Here is a 15,041-nt window from a genome sequence, read left to right as displayed (position 1 = left end):
TTAATAAGAATGCTTATTCCTGTCAGCCGTTGGACTACATTTCTAAAGCATTCTTTTTTATTTAGAGCCATGAGGGGGGATAATAATGTAGTGTACCTCCTCGCTCGTTACACTATAAACTTATGTAATCATCTTATGAGATAGGTTTATGCTTCACCTAAAGCCTCTTGAATGGATTTGATGGTTCGCAATCGCTTTAATTCTTTCACTCCAAGTTGGCGGTAAGCTCTGCCTAAGATTGGATATTCATGTTCTATATCAATGGTTTGCAAGTCAAATGTCATTGGGTTTGCTTTGATTTCACAATATCGTTTGTGTAGTTCTCTGAAAGTTGGCTTTACAATTAATTCCTTGACAAACTTCTCTGGTGCGATATGCCATTTACCTTTAGTAGTTACTATTCCAGATTGGGCATAAGTTTCTCTTAATGATTTGTCTGATTGGTAAACCACAGTAGCAATATAATAGCTGTAAAGCTGTAACTTGGCTACCATATCATTAACGACAAATTTATTCTCTTGATAAGATAGGTAAGATTCAATCCCAACTTTCTTAATCTCATTAATCTGTTGCTTGGTTGCCGCTTCTGATAGTTTGGTATTATTAAGCATATCAGCCCTTTCTTGTGCTGCCTTTACTTCCTTATCCACAATCTGCTCCATTTCTTCAAATGTTGTGTAATGGTCAGTAGCTTTAGTGTTGAAGATATGGACTACTTTATTTCTAAATGGATTGGACTTGGTTCTGATTCTTCCTACAATTTGAGGTATATCCATATCAATGCTGACCAATGTGTGTCTGTTCTGAACATTGCTGACAACAAAGCATAATCCTGTTTCAGAATGGAAGTCCACACCCTCAAATGATTTGGAAGTGATAAAGTTGAATTTCTTGGGAGCGTCAGCAGAACTTGATATAGTATATTCTTCTAAGGTTCTTCTATTCTTAGGATTGTCAGCACAAATAATTCTATAATCATCCTCTGTTAGTTGTGTCTGTTTAAGTATGGCTTTAATCTCTGTAACGCTGTTAATGAAGAAATATGCTTCCTTGCTCTCTATGCCGTTCACATTCAGACAACCTTTAGCTTGGTAGGTCTTGATAAACTTGGCTGCTACCATATAAGGCTTGTCTGTATGGTAAGGATAAACAGTAATATCATCTGTTGTATTCCAATCAGCTATGTATTCTGGAATGTCATTGAAGATTGCTGGCTTCAAATTGTTTGGAATAGGAGTAGCTGACAAGAAGCAATAGGATTTGAACTCTTTAAAGTGAGCCAACACCCCATTAATAGCCTTGTCTCTGAATGAGTATTGTTTAAGGAAGTTGTGGTATTCGTCAATCGTCAGTTTAAAGTCTTTAGGATTGATAAACTCCATCAACTTGTCTATCTTGTCATAGGTGCAGATAATCTTCTTTACTCCAACAGAAGATAAGTAATCCTTTAATTTTTTCTTTAGCTCTAAGGTGAAATTTCCATATAAGCCAAACAGGTTATTAACAACAGGACTTAATCCTGCTCTGCGTTCATGTTTCTTCCAGAACTTCACATTACCATCTGCATCTTTAGTTGGATAGCATTTGTTCTCAATCAGTTCTGTGGTTGGAACAGTAATGATATAATTCTCGTTATTGGTAAGTGCTATGGTAGTAGCACCGCAACCTGTCTTGACCTTATTAAAGATGCAGTTCATAGGGAAGTCCTTCATGGTAAGGAATCCATCTTTCTCTTGAATATCTAACTTGGTTATCATATATTGTTGGCTTTTAAAAATCTGTTAGCTGTAACCCCAATTATAGAATCTTAGATATGTCTAAAGTTCATATAATGGGTAATTTGAGATAGTTCTATAAGGCTGAAATGCTAAACCCAAGAATTTGGAGTAGAGAAGCCCACCTGTCACATGGGCTATCGAACAGGTTACTTCTTTATTTGTTCTGTCAATTTAGTTAGAGCTTCCTTATAAGATTTGGCTTCCATGCTCTGACCTGCAATTGGGGTGAAGTACTTATTCCAATTCTCTTTATTGATATGGTTGATAGTGTTTACAACTATTTCTATATCCTTACATTCAGTAAAGAATGCTTTCAGTCCTGCTCCAAAACGTCCAGTAAACCTATCATTAGAGATGAAGCTGTTAGATTCTAATGCCGCTAAGATTCTATCTCCCTTATCTTGTGTATCTTTGCTGATTTGAACTTTACTAAAGTCAGAGAGTTTCTTATATCCTTGTTGGATTGACTTGATTTGTGCTGCTGTCAGATTAGATGTTCCAAGAGTATAAACATTGAAAAGGAATGCAGGAATATAGCCTTCTTTCCTTTTATTAAGGATATAGTCTGCATTAGTATCTCCTGTTGAAATATTGGAAGCATAAAAATCATCATTAGACCATTTCCTGCCATTGTTACGTATTGATATGTAAGCCAATATATCCATATTCTCTTTAGAGAGTTTTACTGGCTGATAAGTAGCTGTAACATCTTTCAATTCATCAAACATGAGGGCTATTGTTCTATGCTGACCATCGCCACAAACACCGTCGTACTTGTCATAGTCTGCTTCCTGTACTTCAACCATTTTAATCTCGAAATTGCTGATAGTAGCAGAGCCTTCCCCTTTCTTACGAGTAATAGTAGGTCTGTACAACTTTCTACCGCCTAATTTATTCTTAGCTTCTTCCATTGGGAAGTATTCAATAGGCATTGTTTCGATGAATCCCCATGCCTTAATCTTGTTGTAAGATTCAACTACGTTAGAGTTGTCAATTTTAGTGCGGTTACCTTCGATGAACAATAAATTTAAGTTCTTCATGTCTTTGGGGCTTTCAGTGATTAGTCTGTGGCAACGTGCCTGCCAGCTTTCTGAAAGCGGTGCAAAGATATGTCTCTTAAATAGGGTATGTAAGAGTAAGTTTTATATCCCTGTTTTTACGTTGCTGAATATCATTAGGTTAGCATCTTATGAAGTGTAATATTAAAGTCTTTGAAGTCTCTCATCAACTTGTCAAATGTAGCGTTGTTATCTTTGGTACAAACGTATGCAGGGTCACCCATTAGTAATTTACATAGATATAAAGTGCATAAAGCTAAGTCTCTTTCTGCCTGTACAAAGCTGACTCCCTCAGACTTATCAGTTTTGATGGGAAGATAGTCTAACAATGTTTTGACCAAAGAATATTGGATGGTACGTTCTCTCACTCTCTTATTCTCTCTTTCAATGAGACCATGAGAGACAAGGTCATGGGAAGAATAGAACTCCAATAAAGATTGAATGAACAATGAATTGTTAAACTCGAAGGATTTACTGCCTACCTTAATATTCATAGTTAATTTGGTATTGGGTTGCTCCTTCAATAAGTAGAGAATGTTATCAATCTTTGTCCCACTTGTGGTTATCTGATTCTCGCTCCACACCTTAATAATATGATATAAGAATGCAATAAACTCAAATGTAGGTTGAGCTTTTAGCCCTAACTTTTTTATTGCATCCTGTATGTACGTGAATTTATAAAATCCATCTTCTGTAAAGGGTAGTTCTTTTAGATAGATTTCTCTACTACGATAGTATGCAAATGGAGCTTGGAGTGGTTGATAATCGAAGCCATTGAAGCATGGGAAGTTTCTACAATAGATTCTGATATATTCAATGCTCTCCAAAATAGAAGTAACATCTTCATGCTGATATTCATTTTTGAAATCAGTTTCTAAACTACTCTCCATATCAGTCAGCATAGTTTCATCAATCTTAGGGAGCATATCTTGTGGCTCTTCATAAGGGGAGTTTATATATTCAATGAACAGATTATCATCCATAATGCTTTTTGCTCTAATTCAGTACAAAGTTAAAAAATAATCCTCACCTGCATTTGCTGCAAGTGAGGAATTATTAGCTTACTTACCAAACACGTACTTCACAACTTTGGCGTTAGCCTTGTTCTCATTTACAAAGTCACGTTCAATATAAATGTCTGTCACTTTCATTGAGTCGTCTATGTGATTAAGGGCTGCATGGACTATATATTTGTCTATGCCTACTTTGTTCAATGCAATAGTAGCCCATGAATGGCGCGCTGCATAGTACTCCAAATCATCTACTTCTAATATTGAACCAATCTCTTTCAATCCAGAATTGATAGCCTTGTTAAATGTCTTTTCATCCCCATAATATTGATAGAAGTTGAACAGACGTTTTCCTGTGCTATCCTTGTACTTATCAATAAGAGGTTGCACTATCTTAGGAATATCTACCATCATCTTTGCACCATCCAATCTACGAGCCTTGGTTTTGGTTCTGTTATAGATAATAGTGTTCCCTCTCATTTTAGTAGCATTGTAAAGGTCTGCTGAATTGATTCCAATAAGACAGAATGAGAGAATGAAACAATCTTTAGCCAAGTTATAACGGCAGGTGGACTTATATCCTTTCTTCATGTCTTTATAAGGCAGCTTCCACACCTTTTTAATGATGTCTGCTGGAATGGCTCTCTTACGTGTAGCTTCCTGTTTAGGTATCTTGAAGTCCTCAAAGGGTGAGTTAGGAATAAGAATAAGGTTCTTGTCTTTCTTATTGAACTTACGTTTGGCTTCATTGAACAGCTTCTTGATGCTTACCAAGTAGAGGGAAAGGGTGCGGTTAGAGGTCACACGTTTACCTTGCTGCATTAGTTTCTTGGTACGTGCATCACGTTCTCCAATTAAAAATGCTTTGAACTGTTCCAAGAAGTCTAAGGTGATAAGATTTATATCCAATTCTTCCTTACCTACAAACCGTACCAAAGCATTGATGGCAGTAGTGTAATTGGGTGCTCCTTTTATGGTAGTAGAAGCTATCCACTCACGACTGAACTTTATAAAGTCAATGGTCTGTTGCTTCTCTTGCTCTCCGTTTAGGAACTCAATTATCTCATCCAATGAATAATGATTTTGGTCTAATTGCAGTTTTAAGCACTGTTCCCTATAATAGAGAACAAGCCTATCTATTTCTCTCTTAATGGAAGTGTCCTCTTTGAATTTGAGGGATTTAGTTAGGTCTTGTTGAGTTACAAACAGGTTGGTGGATAAGCGTTTTACCTTGCGGTCTAATGTGAATCTAATCTTGACGTTATAAGTTCCGTCAACTTTTAGTTCACTCCTTTTAATCTCAGCTTTAATAGTCAGCATATTAGCTCTATTTTAATTAGTCAACAATTAGTCAACATCTGCTTAAAATAGGAGTAAATCAACCAAGAGCAACAGAGTTATATCTGGAGGGTCTGCAAACAAAAAAGGCTGTATTCCGTTAGGAATCAGCCTTTTAGTTTTGTGGACCAGCCTGGGCTTGAACCAGGGACCTCCAGATTATGAGTCTGTTGCTCTAACCAACTGAGCTACAAGTCCGGTGTATCCGTTTACTGGATGCGGTGACAAAAGTAGTATTTTCTATTGAAATATGCAAGTCCTAACAATAAAAAACTACAATACTTTCTCTTCTCAGAACTTATATTTGCGTTTCGGGTTCTTGGGGAACCAGCCTTTTTTCACCCGATCTTCCTGCTCAAAGACCTCTTTGATGGTCCAGAACGAAGAGAAGGCAAATACGCCTAACAGAGAAGACAGAATGACATTGTCGATGCTCAGCGATGCTGCGACACCTGCAATGCCTAGTATCAGGAATATCCACCAGCATTTGGTGCCCCAATAATATTCGGCCTTTACCACGACAGGGTGAAAAAGGCCGATAATCAAAAAGGTACAAATTCCGATAAATAACCCGGCAAGGTGATATTCATTCAGGAATTCCATTCTGTTATTTTTCTACGCGGATAGGAATTTCTTTTTTGATACTCTGTTCCAGAGAAATCAGTGTTTCTGTAGCAACCACACCCGGTATTTCTTGCATTTTGTTATTCAGCAAGTCCATCAGGTGTTCGTTGTCGCATGCGTAGAGTTTGGTCAGCATGGTGTAAGGACCGGTAGTGAAATGGCATTCCACAATTTCCGGAATCTTTTGTAACTCGGCCACCACTGATTTGTACATAGAACCTTTTTCCAGTTTGATTCCCACGTATGTACAAGTTCTGTAACCCAGTGATTTCGGGTTTACATGATAGCCTGAGCCTACGATGACGCCCAAGTCGATCAGTCTTTGTACGCGTTGATGGATAGCTGCACGTGACACTCCGCATTCGGCTGCTACGTCTTTGAAAGGGATGCGGGCATTCTGTGAAATAATCTCTAGAATCTGCCTGTCGAGGTTGTCTATTTTTTCCATAATAATAAATTATAATTTCCTGTTGTTATCAAATAGTAAGCAAATATAGAGATTTATTTTAATTATTCTTCTTTTACGGGAAAAAAAATAGGAAAAAGCAAAAAAAAGGAGTGCAAAGACTTTGCACCCCTTTCCTTTTTCTATTTAGAAAGATACTTTCTTATTTCTTATCTTTTTCGATACCTACCAACTCAACTTCGAAAATCAGAGTAGAGAACGGTTTGATCTGTCCTGATTCTCTTGAACCGTAAGCGAGTTCTTGCGGGATGTAAAGTTCCCATTTAGAACCTACAGGCATCATAGTCAGAGCTTCTGTCCAGCCTTTGATTACTTGGTTGGCACGGAAAGTAGCAGGCTCGTTACGTTTGTAAGAGCTGTCGAATTCTGTACCGTCGATCAAAGTACCTTTATAGTTCACTTTCACTTTGCAAGTGTCGGCAGGGATTTCACCTTTACCTTCAGTGATTACTTTGTACTGCAATCCGCTTTCAGTAGTTTTCACACCTTCTTTAGTTTTGTTTTCAGCAAGGAATTTTTCACCGGCAGCTTTATTGTCAGCGTATTTTTCTTCCATAGCTTTCGCTTTGATAGTTTCCATAGCTGTGCGAGTATATTCCTGAGCAGCTTCCATAGTCATCACGCCACCTTTTTCCAGTGTACCTGCGATGAAACCAGCCATGAAGTTGTCTTTGCTGATCGTTTTGGTAGAGTCACCAGCGAACAGTTCTTGGTTGATACCCTTCATCATCTGGTTGCTGATCTGCTGACCGATCTGAAGACCTGCCATATAAGCGATGTCTTTCTTGCTAGTCTTGTTTGCACCTTCGTTCAAACCTTTGATGAATTCTGCCATGTAAGCAGTATCAACGTCCAGACGGCCTGTCAGATAGCCTTTCAGACCTTGAGTCTGAGCCATACCGATAGAGTAAGACAGTGAGTCGATGTCTGTTTTCAGATTTGCTTTAGGAGCTTGAGCTGTACAAGAAGCAAGACTTGCAGCAGCGGCGATTGCCATAAAAATACTAACTTTTTTCATTTTGCTTTGAAATTTTTTATTTATAATACTTCGAGTAATTCTACTTCAAATACCAATGTGCTGTGGGGAGGAATCATTTCTCCGGCACCTCTGGCGCCATAAGCAAGGTCGGACGGAATATAGAGTTTCCATTTGGAACCTTCGGGCATCAGTTGCAATGCTTCCACCCATCCCGGGATTACCTGATTGACGCCGAATACAGCCGGTTCTCCGCGCTTGATAGAGCTGTCGAACAGTGTACCGTCGATCAGTGTGCCTTCGTAGTGGCATTTTACCTGATCGGTAGCTTTCGCTTTTTTGCCTGTGCCTTCGTTGATCACTTCGTATTGCAGTCCGCTGGGTAGCGTAACCACGCCCGGCTTTTTCTTATTTTCTTCGAGGAAAGCTTTTCCTTGTTCGATGGCGGCAGCGCCCATCTTAGCTTCCAGTTCTTCGAAATACTTGTTCACTATTTCGCGGGCTTCCTGATGGCTGATAGCCGTCTGATTACCTTCCAATACATCTTTAATTGCTTGTGCAAAGTCATCTACGGCGATGCCTTTTGCACCCATGCTTAATAAGTTTTGACCGATTCCGAGGCCAATAGCGTAACTGAATTTATCCATATAATGTTTTTGTTGAAGATTGAAGCATGTCACCTTCATGGTTTTAGCTTTCAATCAATTGCAAATTTATGAATCGCAAAAGTACACGTTTTATTTGAATGATTTAGCATTTAGTATTTAAAAATTCTTATATCCGTGAAAGTTAGTCTCTTTTCTTTAAGGAATTAATTCCTTCATTCCTAAGATTTAATCTTTGTGTTCTTACTGTTTAAGTTTGTTTATGCTGGAATTTATTCGTCTGACAGCTGTTGAACTTGCGTCTGACAACTGTTGATTTTTCGTCTGACAACTGTCAGACGAAAGAAACACATCTGTCAGACGAATAGTTTTTCGCATGACCGGCAGTAAGTCTTCGTATGGGCAGCATTAAATTCTTGTATACCTTGGATTAGATTATGCGGGCGGAAGTCTTCTTTTATTCAATGATTCTGATTACATTTGTACATCTTTTAATAATAAGGAGGAGCGGTTATGAAGAATCTGGTAGTATTGACAGGTGCGGGCATGAGTGCCGAAAGTGGAATCAGCACATTTCGTGATGCGGGCGGTTTGTGGGATAAATATCCTGTGGAGCAGGTAGCTACTCCCGAAGGATATCAGCGTGATCCTGCATTGGTGATTAACTTCTATAATGCACGAAGGAAACAATTGCTGGAAGTGAAGCCGAATCGCGGACATGAACTGCTGGCGGAGCTGGAAAAGAATTTCAATGTGACGGTTATCACACAGAATGTAGATAATCTGCACGAACGGGCAGGAAGCAGCCATATCGTTCACTTGCATGGTGAGTTGACAAAGGTCTGTTCCAGCAGAGACCCGTATAACCCTCATTATATAAAGGAACTGAAGCCGGAAGAGTATGAAGTGAAAATGGGGGATAAGGCTGGTGACGGAACTCAGTTGCGTCCTTTTATTGTCTGGTTCGGAGAGGCGGTGCCGGAGATTGAGACAGCTGTCCGATATGTAGAAAAGGCGGATATATTCGTTATCATCGGCACATCGCTCAATGTATATCCTGCGGCAGGTTTGCTGCATTATGTACCGAGAGGAGCAGAGGTGTATCTGATAGACCCGAAGCCGGTGGATACACATACTTCCCGTTCGATACACGTCCTTCGGAAAGGAGCTTCTGAAGGGGTGGAGGAACTGAAACAACTGCTTATTCCAGCTCCGTAGCAAAGATATGACTATTCCGGAGTGTTTCCGAAATCTCGAGTGCGGTGATATTGCTGCACTCGATTCTTAATACCTTCTCCCAGTCCTCGAAATCTACATTCCATCGGGTGATTTGCGGGAACTTTGCCAGGAGACTTCCGATGAGCTTGATGTCGCGTCTCTTCGTGATGGAGGTCCGAAAAATTAGAATCTGATTTTCCATGTCTTTTTAGGTGTTTATTCCTGTGAACGAAATTCACGGATAGTGATATTGAAATGTTGCTTAAAGTTGCGGCTGAGGAGTGATAAACTGCTGAAACCACAGCGACTGGCAATTTCGGTCGCAGACAGTTGCCTGTCATTCTGTAGTAGCAGTGCTGCTTTTTCAATCCGGGTGCGTTTGATATATTCCGTCGGTGTTTCGCCCGTCAGAAACGTGAAAACGCGATGAAAGTGGAAAGGAGAAAAGCACGCGATTCCTGCCATCTTATGCAATGATAGAGGTTGGTCTATGTTTTGATGAATATATTCGGTCACTTTGTCGATCCGTAATTTATATTCCTGCCTATTTATTTCTTTCGTTTCCATTTTAATGCAAAATAAAGAATAATAAGAGCCGGAGAGTTGTCCTATCTTGCCAACTTCTCCGGCACAGATAATGATTATCTTTTTTGTCCTATATAGAATACGTAGCCATAGTAATCTTTATATTTACTATACAGGCTTCGTTCGTACTGCTGACCTTTCATGAAATCCATCGCAGTTTTATTTCCCGCGTGTTCTTTCATGAATGTCTCCCGTACTTCATCTTGTGGGGCAAAATAATGTTCTGTCCAGCAGTTCTCCGGTAGGATGAAATGGGCTGTTGGAGTATATCCGGCCCTTTCCATCTTGTCAATACATGTCGGGATCACGCTGATTTCCGGATAGGCGTCCATCCAGAAGTCTTCTATTTCCGCAGGGCGTTCCGAAGTGAACCAGGATGCTTCGCTCACTGCGATAAAACCGCCTTTTTTCAGGTATTTGCTCCATTCGTTCATCCCACGTTCGAATCCTATATTGTAGATTGCTCCTTCCGACCAGATCAGGTCGAGTTCCTCGTTCTGAAACGGGAGATTGTCCATTGATCCGGTGATTCCTTTTACTCTGTCGGCGCAATTGGCTTTCACCGCATTCTCATTGAATATTTCGATAAAATCGGGAAAGAGGTCTATGCCCGTAATCTGTCCTTTCACGTAGTCAGCCAGAAACAGTGTCTGACCGCCTGTGCCGCAGCCGATATCGGCAATCTTAGCATCATCGGTCAGTTCGTTGATGAAACTTACAGCTTTGCGTGTGGCTTCCGGACTTCCGGGACCTTGACGTTTCAGCAGCTTGAAGTAGTTACATATGAAAGAAAAATCGAAATCATGTATAGATGTATTATTGTTACTCATTGTTTTTAATGTTTTAGGTGTACGTCAAATGGAGGCATACGAGGATGCATAAAACCATTTGAGCCTACAATAGTTGTTATTTTTTAGAAAATAGAAATCAACTCTGACATGAATATGCCGGAGAAAATGTAAGGGATAATCTGTAATGAGAGGAAGACTTACAGATTATTTACAGAACGAGATCCTTGCGGAATGTAAATGTGATTAACATCCAATTATTCTTTTTAGTTTGTGGCAAAGATATGGTTTTAACCTAAAAACACCATTGATTTTTCCTTGAAAAAATACTGTGGGACTGTATTTTAGCAAGAATCGTCAAATGAATAAACTGCATTTCGGCTGGAAGGGTATAAATTAAAGAGATTCTTAACCAATAATTATGTTTTTTTTGTATTTTTGCTACCCGCAATATAATTATGTGTAAAATGTGGCGAAGAACAATAACCTTTCTCTTAAGTCTTTTATCTATGGTGATGGCGGAAGCCACTAATCATTATTTTAAGCATTTGGGAGTATCTGATGGATTATCTCAGGTGTGTATCCCATCAATTTATCAGGATGAGTTAGGGGCAGTCTGGCTGGGAACTACTGAGGGACTGAATAGATACAACGGTAAGGATGTAAAAGTATTCCAGCCTTCGGAAAGTAATCATGGACTGACTAATAATGAGATTAACGAATTATGTGGAGATAAAAACGGAAGAATGTATATTCGTTCGGGAAACGATCTGATTAAACTGGATATTTATACGGAGCAATTCACTTGTTTGCGACAGAAAGGTGTGTATGGACTGTTTTGTAAGAAAGATACACTTTGGGTGAGTTGTGCAGACGGCATTTATTATTATACGGGACAGGGTACAGAGCTGACATTCTTTGCTCGTGTGCAGAAAGGTTTTGTGGGGAGAGCACTCTATGTAGACAAAGAGACTGTATGGGTGGTTACCAGAAAATACTTGGTCGCAATATCACGTGAAGACCCTCTTCGGCAAGAGATTTTACTTACCCTTGATAAGGGCAATTGTATTTTAGGCGATAGTTCCGGAAATATATGGGTGGGAGCTTGGAACGGCTTGTACCGTATTTCTCCCAATCGGGAGACAACCGCTTATGTTAGTCATTCGGGAATGGGTGAATTATCCGATAATCAGGTCCGATGCGTGCTGGAAGATGATTTTAAGCATATTTGGGTAGGTACGTTCAAGGGAATCGATTGTTACGATCCGGTTACTGATACGTGGAGTCATTATACGCGTTATGGAAGTTCTTCAAATTCTTTAAGCCATACTTCTATTCTCTCTCTTCATAAAGATATGCAAGGTAATATTTGGGTCGGGACTTATTATGGAGGAGTGAATGTATTCAATCCCGATAAGAATAATCATAGCTTTTATTGTGCCGAACCTTTACGTGAAGACTGTCTCAGCTTTCCGGTAGTCGGTAAAATGACTGAAGATAGTGCAGGAAATGTGTGGATCTGTACTGAAGGTGGAGGGCTGAATTGTTATCATGGGGATACTGGCGTTTTCTCCCGATATATGTATCATAAAGGAGATCAGGGGACATTAGGGAGTAATAATGTCAAGTCGATCTTTTATAGAAAGGAGAATAATCGATTGTATGCGGGGACTCATTTAGGAGGATTGTTCGTTCTGGATTTAAAATCGAACAAGGGACACACTCTCCATCATGTTACCGGTGACCCTGCTTCGTTGCCTCATGAGATTGTGAACGATATTCAGGAGTATAAGGATGGCATTGCGATGTTGACACAAGGTGGTCCGGTGTTTTTTGATCCGGTGACCGAGAAATTCTCACCGCTTACGGATGATCCGTCTGTCCAGAAATTGATCAGTCGGGAATATGCTTTTGAAACGTTTCTGATCGATAGCCGGCATCGTATGTGGCTTGCTGTTGGTGGCGGAGGGATAGTGTGCGTCAATTTATCTTCTTCAAAAGTGACTCAATATATGGCGGATAGTGAGAAAGACACGTTGACGGTAGGAAGATACAAAACCGTGCATATTTTTGAAGATAATAAAGGAGATATTTATTTTAGTACGATTGGCGCGGGGATATTCAAGTATCAGGAGAAACAGGATACTTTCAAGTCTTACGGAACTACCAATGGAGTACTTCCGAGTAATTATTGTTATTATATCTGCGAGTCTGCCCGGGATAATTGTCTGCTTGTTTTGCATGGGAAAGGGCTTTCTATCTTTGATCGTGAAAAAGAGGTTACAGAAGAGACTTATCACTTGTTTCGTCAGACTTATAATTTGGGGTCCGCTTTATATCGAAGCAAAAATGGGATTATTTATATCAGTGGTACCAATGGATTGGCTATGTTTCAAGAGCGGTCCTTTTATGAATCTCAGGTCAAAAGCTTCTTGAATTTTGATAAATTGTTTATTTTCAATGACGAAATAGCTCCTGGTGATGAGTCCGGCATCCTGACTGAGATATTGGCGAAAACGTCGGATATCTTTTTAAGCTATCAACAGAATAACGTAACAGTGGAATTTGCTACTTTTAATTATAATAGTGACCGTAATCGTTTGTTTGAATATTATCTGGATGGCTTCGATAAGGTGTGGACCCAGACTTCGGGCACTACGGTTACTTACACCAATCTGCCTCCTGGAGACTATACGCTCAAAGTTCGTTCGATGGAAAATAAGGAGAGTTTGAAAGATGCAATCTGCTTGAATATACATGTTTCCGCTCCTTTTTATGCTACCATATGGGCATATCTGTTTTATGTCCTTTGTCTGACTGCATTGATGGTCGCATTTGTTCGTTTTAAAACACGGCAGGCGGCTCTGAGGTCTTCATTGGAGTTTGAGCGAAAAGAAAAAGAGAGGATTGAAGAACTCAATCAAGTAAAATTGCGCTTCTTTACTAATATTTCTCATGAATTTCGTACTCCATTAACGCTTATTCTGGGGCAAATTGAAGTATTGATGCAAATGGATTTGGGCACAACCGTTTATAATCGTATTCAGCGTATATATAAAAACGCCTGGCATATGCGGAATTTGATCTCCGAGTTGCTCGATTTTCGCAAACAGGAGCAGGGTTATTTGAAACTCAGAGTTGAAGAACAGAATTTGGTTACTTTTACTCGTCAGATTTATATGTGTTTTTATGAATATGCACAAAAAAAGGAGATCACATATCGCTTTGATTCTGTAGAGGAAACGATTTCTGTCTGGTTTGATCCAATACAGTTACAGAAAGTGATTTTTAATTTATTGTCGAATGCTTTTAAGTATACATCCAATAAGGGAAATATAACTGTAGAAGTAAGGAAAGTTGCTTCACAGGCCGTAGTTTCAGTGTGTGATACGGGTATTGGGATTCCGGTTGAACATATTTCGAAGATATTCGACCGGTTCTATCAGACGGATAATGCCTCTTCTTCCTCTTCTTTTACTTTGGGGACAGGCATCGGATTGGCGTTGGCAAAAGGAATTATGAATATGCATCATGGAAAGATTGAGGTAGAAAGTACTGTTGGTGAGGGTACTAAGTTTATCTTGTCTCTACCTTTAGGAAACCGACATTTCAGTGATGAAGAGATGGCTGTGACGGAAGGTCGGGAGTCACTGATTATTCCGGAAGCTTCTGTATCTTCTTATGGACAGTTGATGGCGGAAGAGATAAAAGAACCTGAATCGCAGAAAAATATGGATGAAGAAGATAAGCCTACGATTCTTTTGGTAGATGATAATACCGAACTATTGTCCATGCTGGAAGATATATTCTTACCGATGTATAATGTATATACTGCGTGTAATGGACGCGAAGGACTGGAGATGGCGCAACAAATACAACCGGATCTGATAGTAAGTGATGTGATTATGCCTGAGATGTCAGGTAAGGACTTGTGCTATAAAATCAAGACCAATGTAGAACTTTCTCATATTTCTGTCGTTCTGTTGACAGCACAGACTTCTGTGGAATATGTTGTAGAAGGTTTGATGTTCGGAGCGGATGATTATATAACGAAGCCGTTTAATATAAAGGTATTGGTGGCCCGTTGCAATAACTTGATAAAAAACAAGAAACGTCTGATTGCACATTATGCGGGTAAGGTCATTACGGAATCTCCTGTAGCGGAAGCTATTAATGAGAAAGATAAAGAACTGCTGACGAAATGTGTAAATATTGTCAGAGAGAATTTTGAGAACCCTGATTTTGATGTTACTGCGCTTGCTTCAGAATTATGTATGGGACGTAGCAAATTATATATGCAGTTTAAACAAATGACCGGGTTGACTCCGAATGAGTTCATCTTGAAAGTGAAGCTGGATGAAGCTATGTCTTTGCTGACAGAGCATCCGGAACTAAATATAACAGAGATTTCCGTTCGGCTCGGCTTTTCTTCTCCCCGTTATTTCAGCAAATCCTTTAAAGCCTTCTTCGGGATTGCTCCGCAAGGAGTCAGGAGTAGGAAGGAGTAGTTGTTTCATTACCTGACTTCTCAAGTATTAATATCCGGCATATCAGCTATTAATATCCGACAATTCAGTTGTTAATACCTGATATAT

At 39.5% G+C, this 15,041-nt stretch carries 13 protein-coding genes and 1 tRNA gene; 2 read left to right on the top strand and 12 right to left on the bottom strand.

Features of this window, described 5'->3' with window-relative positions; all coding sequences use genetic code 11:
• Positions 1-146: 146 nt before the first annotated feature.
• The 9 genes from BT_RS15120 to BT_RS15080 all read right to left on the bottom strand — a co-directional run bounded on the left by BT_RS15120 (position 147) and on the right by BT_RS15080 (position 7,897).
• Positions 147-1,757: a DEAD/DEAH box helicase family protein gene (locus tag BT_RS15120; RefSeq protein WP_011108554.1), complete on the bottom strand. Its 1,611-nt coding sequence runs from the start codon at positions 1,755-1,757 to the stop codon at positions 147-149.
• A 167-nt stretch (positions 1,758-1,924) separates the two neighbouring features.
• Positions 1,925-2,818 carry an endonuclease/exonuclease/phosphatase family protein gene (locus BT_RS15115; RefSeq protein WP_011108553.1) on the bottom strand — a complete coding sequence of 298 codons (894 nt, stop codon included), beginning with the start codon at positions 2,816-2,818 and terminating at the stop codon, positions 1,925-1,927.
• A 134-nt stretch (positions 2,819-2,952) separates the two neighbouring features.
• On the bottom strand, positions 2,953-3,819 hold the full coding sequence (locus BT_RS15110; protein ID WP_011108552.1) for a hypothetical protein: 867 nt from the start codon (positions 3,817-3,819) through the stop codon (positions 2,953-2,955).
• Positions 3,820-3,897: 78 nt separating this feature from the next.
• The gene (locus BT_RS15105; protein WP_011108551.1) at positions 3,898-5,166 is read right to left on the bottom strand and encodes a phage integrase SAM-like domain-containing protein; all 1,269 of its coding nucleotides are present in this window, start codon (positions 5,164-5,166) and stop codon (positions 3,898-3,900) included.
• Positions 5,167-5,308: 142 nt separating this feature from the next.
• Positions 5,309-5,382, bottom strand: a tRNA-Ile gene (locus BT_RS15100).
• A gap of 93 nt (positions 5,383-5,475) precedes the next feature.
• Positions 5,476-5,787, bottom strand: coding sequence for a DUF4491 family protein (locus tag BT_RS15095; protein WP_008767264.1), 312 nt, complete (start codon positions 5,785-5,787; stop codon positions 5,476-5,478).
• Positions 5,788-5,791: 4 nt separating this feature from the next.
• Entirely contained in the window at positions 5,792-6,256 is a 465-nt protein-coding gene (locus tag BT_RS15090) for an Lrp/AsnC family transcriptional regulator (protein ID WP_005928359.1), read from the bottom strand.
• Positions 6,257-6,416: 160 nt separating this feature from the next.
• Positions 6,417-7,292 (bottom strand): FKBP-type peptidyl-prolyl cis-trans isomerase, encoded by an 876-nt coding sequence (locus tag BT_RS15085; protein ID WP_008761810.1) that lies wholly within the window; start codon positions 7,290-7,292, stop codon positions 6,417-6,419.
• Between the two features lie 20 nt (positions 7,293-7,312).
• Positions 7,313-7,897, bottom strand: coding sequence for an FKBP-type peptidyl-prolyl cis-trans isomerase (locus BT_RS15080; RefSeq protein WP_008761811.1), 585 nt, complete (start codon positions 7,895-7,897; stop codon positions 7,313-7,315).
• Positions 7,898-8,368: 471 nt separating this feature from the next.
• On the opposite strand from BT_RS15080, the gene BT_RS15075 reads away from it, so the two are divergent.
• Positions 8,369-9,073: an SIR2 family NAD-dependent protein deacylase gene (locus BT_RS15075; protein WP_011108550.1), complete on the top strand. Its 705-nt coding sequence runs from the start codon at positions 8,369-8,371 to the stop codon at positions 9,071-9,073.
• Here the strand turns inward: BT_RS15075 and BT_RS15070 are convergent.
• The 3 genes from BT_RS15070 to BT_RS15060 form a co-directional block, all read right to left on the bottom strand.
• Entirely contained in the window at positions 9,057-9,275 is a 219-nt protein-coding gene (locus tag BT_RS15070; protein ID WP_008767260.1) for a hypothetical protein, read from the bottom strand. The genes BT_RS15075 and BT_RS15070 overlap by 17 nt on opposite strands.
• A gap of 14 nt (positions 9,276-9,289) precedes the next feature.
• Complete coding sequence (locus BT_RS15065) at positions 9,290-9,640, bottom strand: helix-turn-helix domain-containing protein (RefSeq protein ID WP_011108549.1); 351 nt, start codon at positions 9,638-9,640, stop codon at positions 9,290-9,292.
• Positions 9,641-9,714: 74 nt separating this feature from the next.
• Positions 9,715-10,488 (bottom strand): class I SAM-dependent methyltransferase, encoded by a 774-nt coding sequence (locus BT_RS15060; RefSeq protein ID WP_011108548.1) that lies wholly within the window; start codon positions 10,486-10,488, stop codon positions 9,715-9,717.
• A gap of 425 nt (positions 10,489-10,913) precedes the next feature.
• Here BT_RS15060 and BT_RS15055 point away from each other — a divergent pair, with 425 nt between their 5' ends.
• Complete coding sequence (locus BT_RS15055; protein ID WP_011108547.1) at positions 10,914-14,954, top strand: hybrid sensor histidine kinase/response regulator transcription factor; 4,041 nt, start codon at positions 10,914-10,916, stop codon at positions 14,952-14,954.
• Positions 14,955-15,041 lie beyond the last annotated feature (87 nt).

Source organism: Bacteroides thetaiotaomicron VPI-5482, from assembly GCF_000011065.1.
GTDB classification, from domain to species: domain Bacteria; phylum Bacteroidota; class Bacteroidia; order Bacteroidales; family Bacteroidaceae; genus Bacteroides; species Bacteroides thetaiotaomicron.
Note: the sequence above shows the minus strand (reverse complement) of the source record. Positions and strands in the feature narration are given on the sequence as shown.

Bases quoted from the DNA above. Each gene is read 5' to 3' on its own strand.
- BT_RS15120 (WP_011108554.1), bottom strand. From the start codon at position 1,757: ATGATAACCAAGTTAGATATTCAAGAGAAAGATGGATTCCTTACCATG.
- BT_RS15115 (WP_011108553.1), bottom strand. From the start codon at position 2,818: ATGAAGAACTTAAATTTATTGTTCATCGAAGGTAACCGCACTAAAATT.
- BT_RS15110 (WP_011108552.1), bottom strand. From the start codon at position 3,819: ATGGATGATAATCTGTTCATTGAATATATAAACTCCCCTTATGAAGAG.
- BT_RS15105 (WP_011108551.1), bottom strand. From the start codon at position 5,166: ATGCTGACTATTAAAGCTGAGATTAAAAGGAGTGAACTAAAAGTTGAC.
- BT_RS15095 (WP_008767264.1), bottom strand. From the start codon at position 5,787: ATGGAATTCCTGAATGAATATCACCTTGCCGGGTTATTTATCGGAATT.
- BT_RS15090 (WP_005928359.1), bottom strand. From the start codon at position 6,256: ATGGAAAAAATAGACAACCTCGACAGGCAGATTCTAGAGATTATTTCA.
- BT_RS15085 (WP_008761810.1), bottom strand. From the start codon at position 7,292: ATGAAAAAAGTTAGTATTTTTATGGCAATCGCCGCTGCTGCAAGTCTT.
- BT_RS15080 (WP_008761811.1), bottom strand. From the start codon at position 7,897: ATGGATAAATTCAGTTACGCTATTGGCCTCGGAATCGGTCAAAACTTA.
- BT_RS15075 (WP_011108550.1), top strand. From the start codon at position 8,369: ATGAAGAATCTGGTAGTATTGACAGGTGCGGGCATGAGTGCCGAAAGT.
- BT_RS15070 (WP_008767260.1), bottom strand. From the start codon at position 9,275: ATGGAAAATCAGATTCTAATTTTTCGGACCTCCATCACGAAGAGACGC.
- BT_RS15065 (WP_011108549.1), bottom strand. From the start codon at position 9,640: ATGGAAACGAAAGAAATAAATAGGCAGGAATATAAATTACGGATCGAC.
- BT_RS15060 (WP_011108548.1), bottom strand. From the start codon at position 10,488: ATGAGTAACAATAATACATCTATACATGATTTCGATTTTTCTTTCATA.
- BT_RS15055 (WP_011108547.1), top strand. From the start codon at position 10,914: ATGTGGCGAAGAACAATAACCTTTCTCTTAAGTCTTTTATCTATGGTG.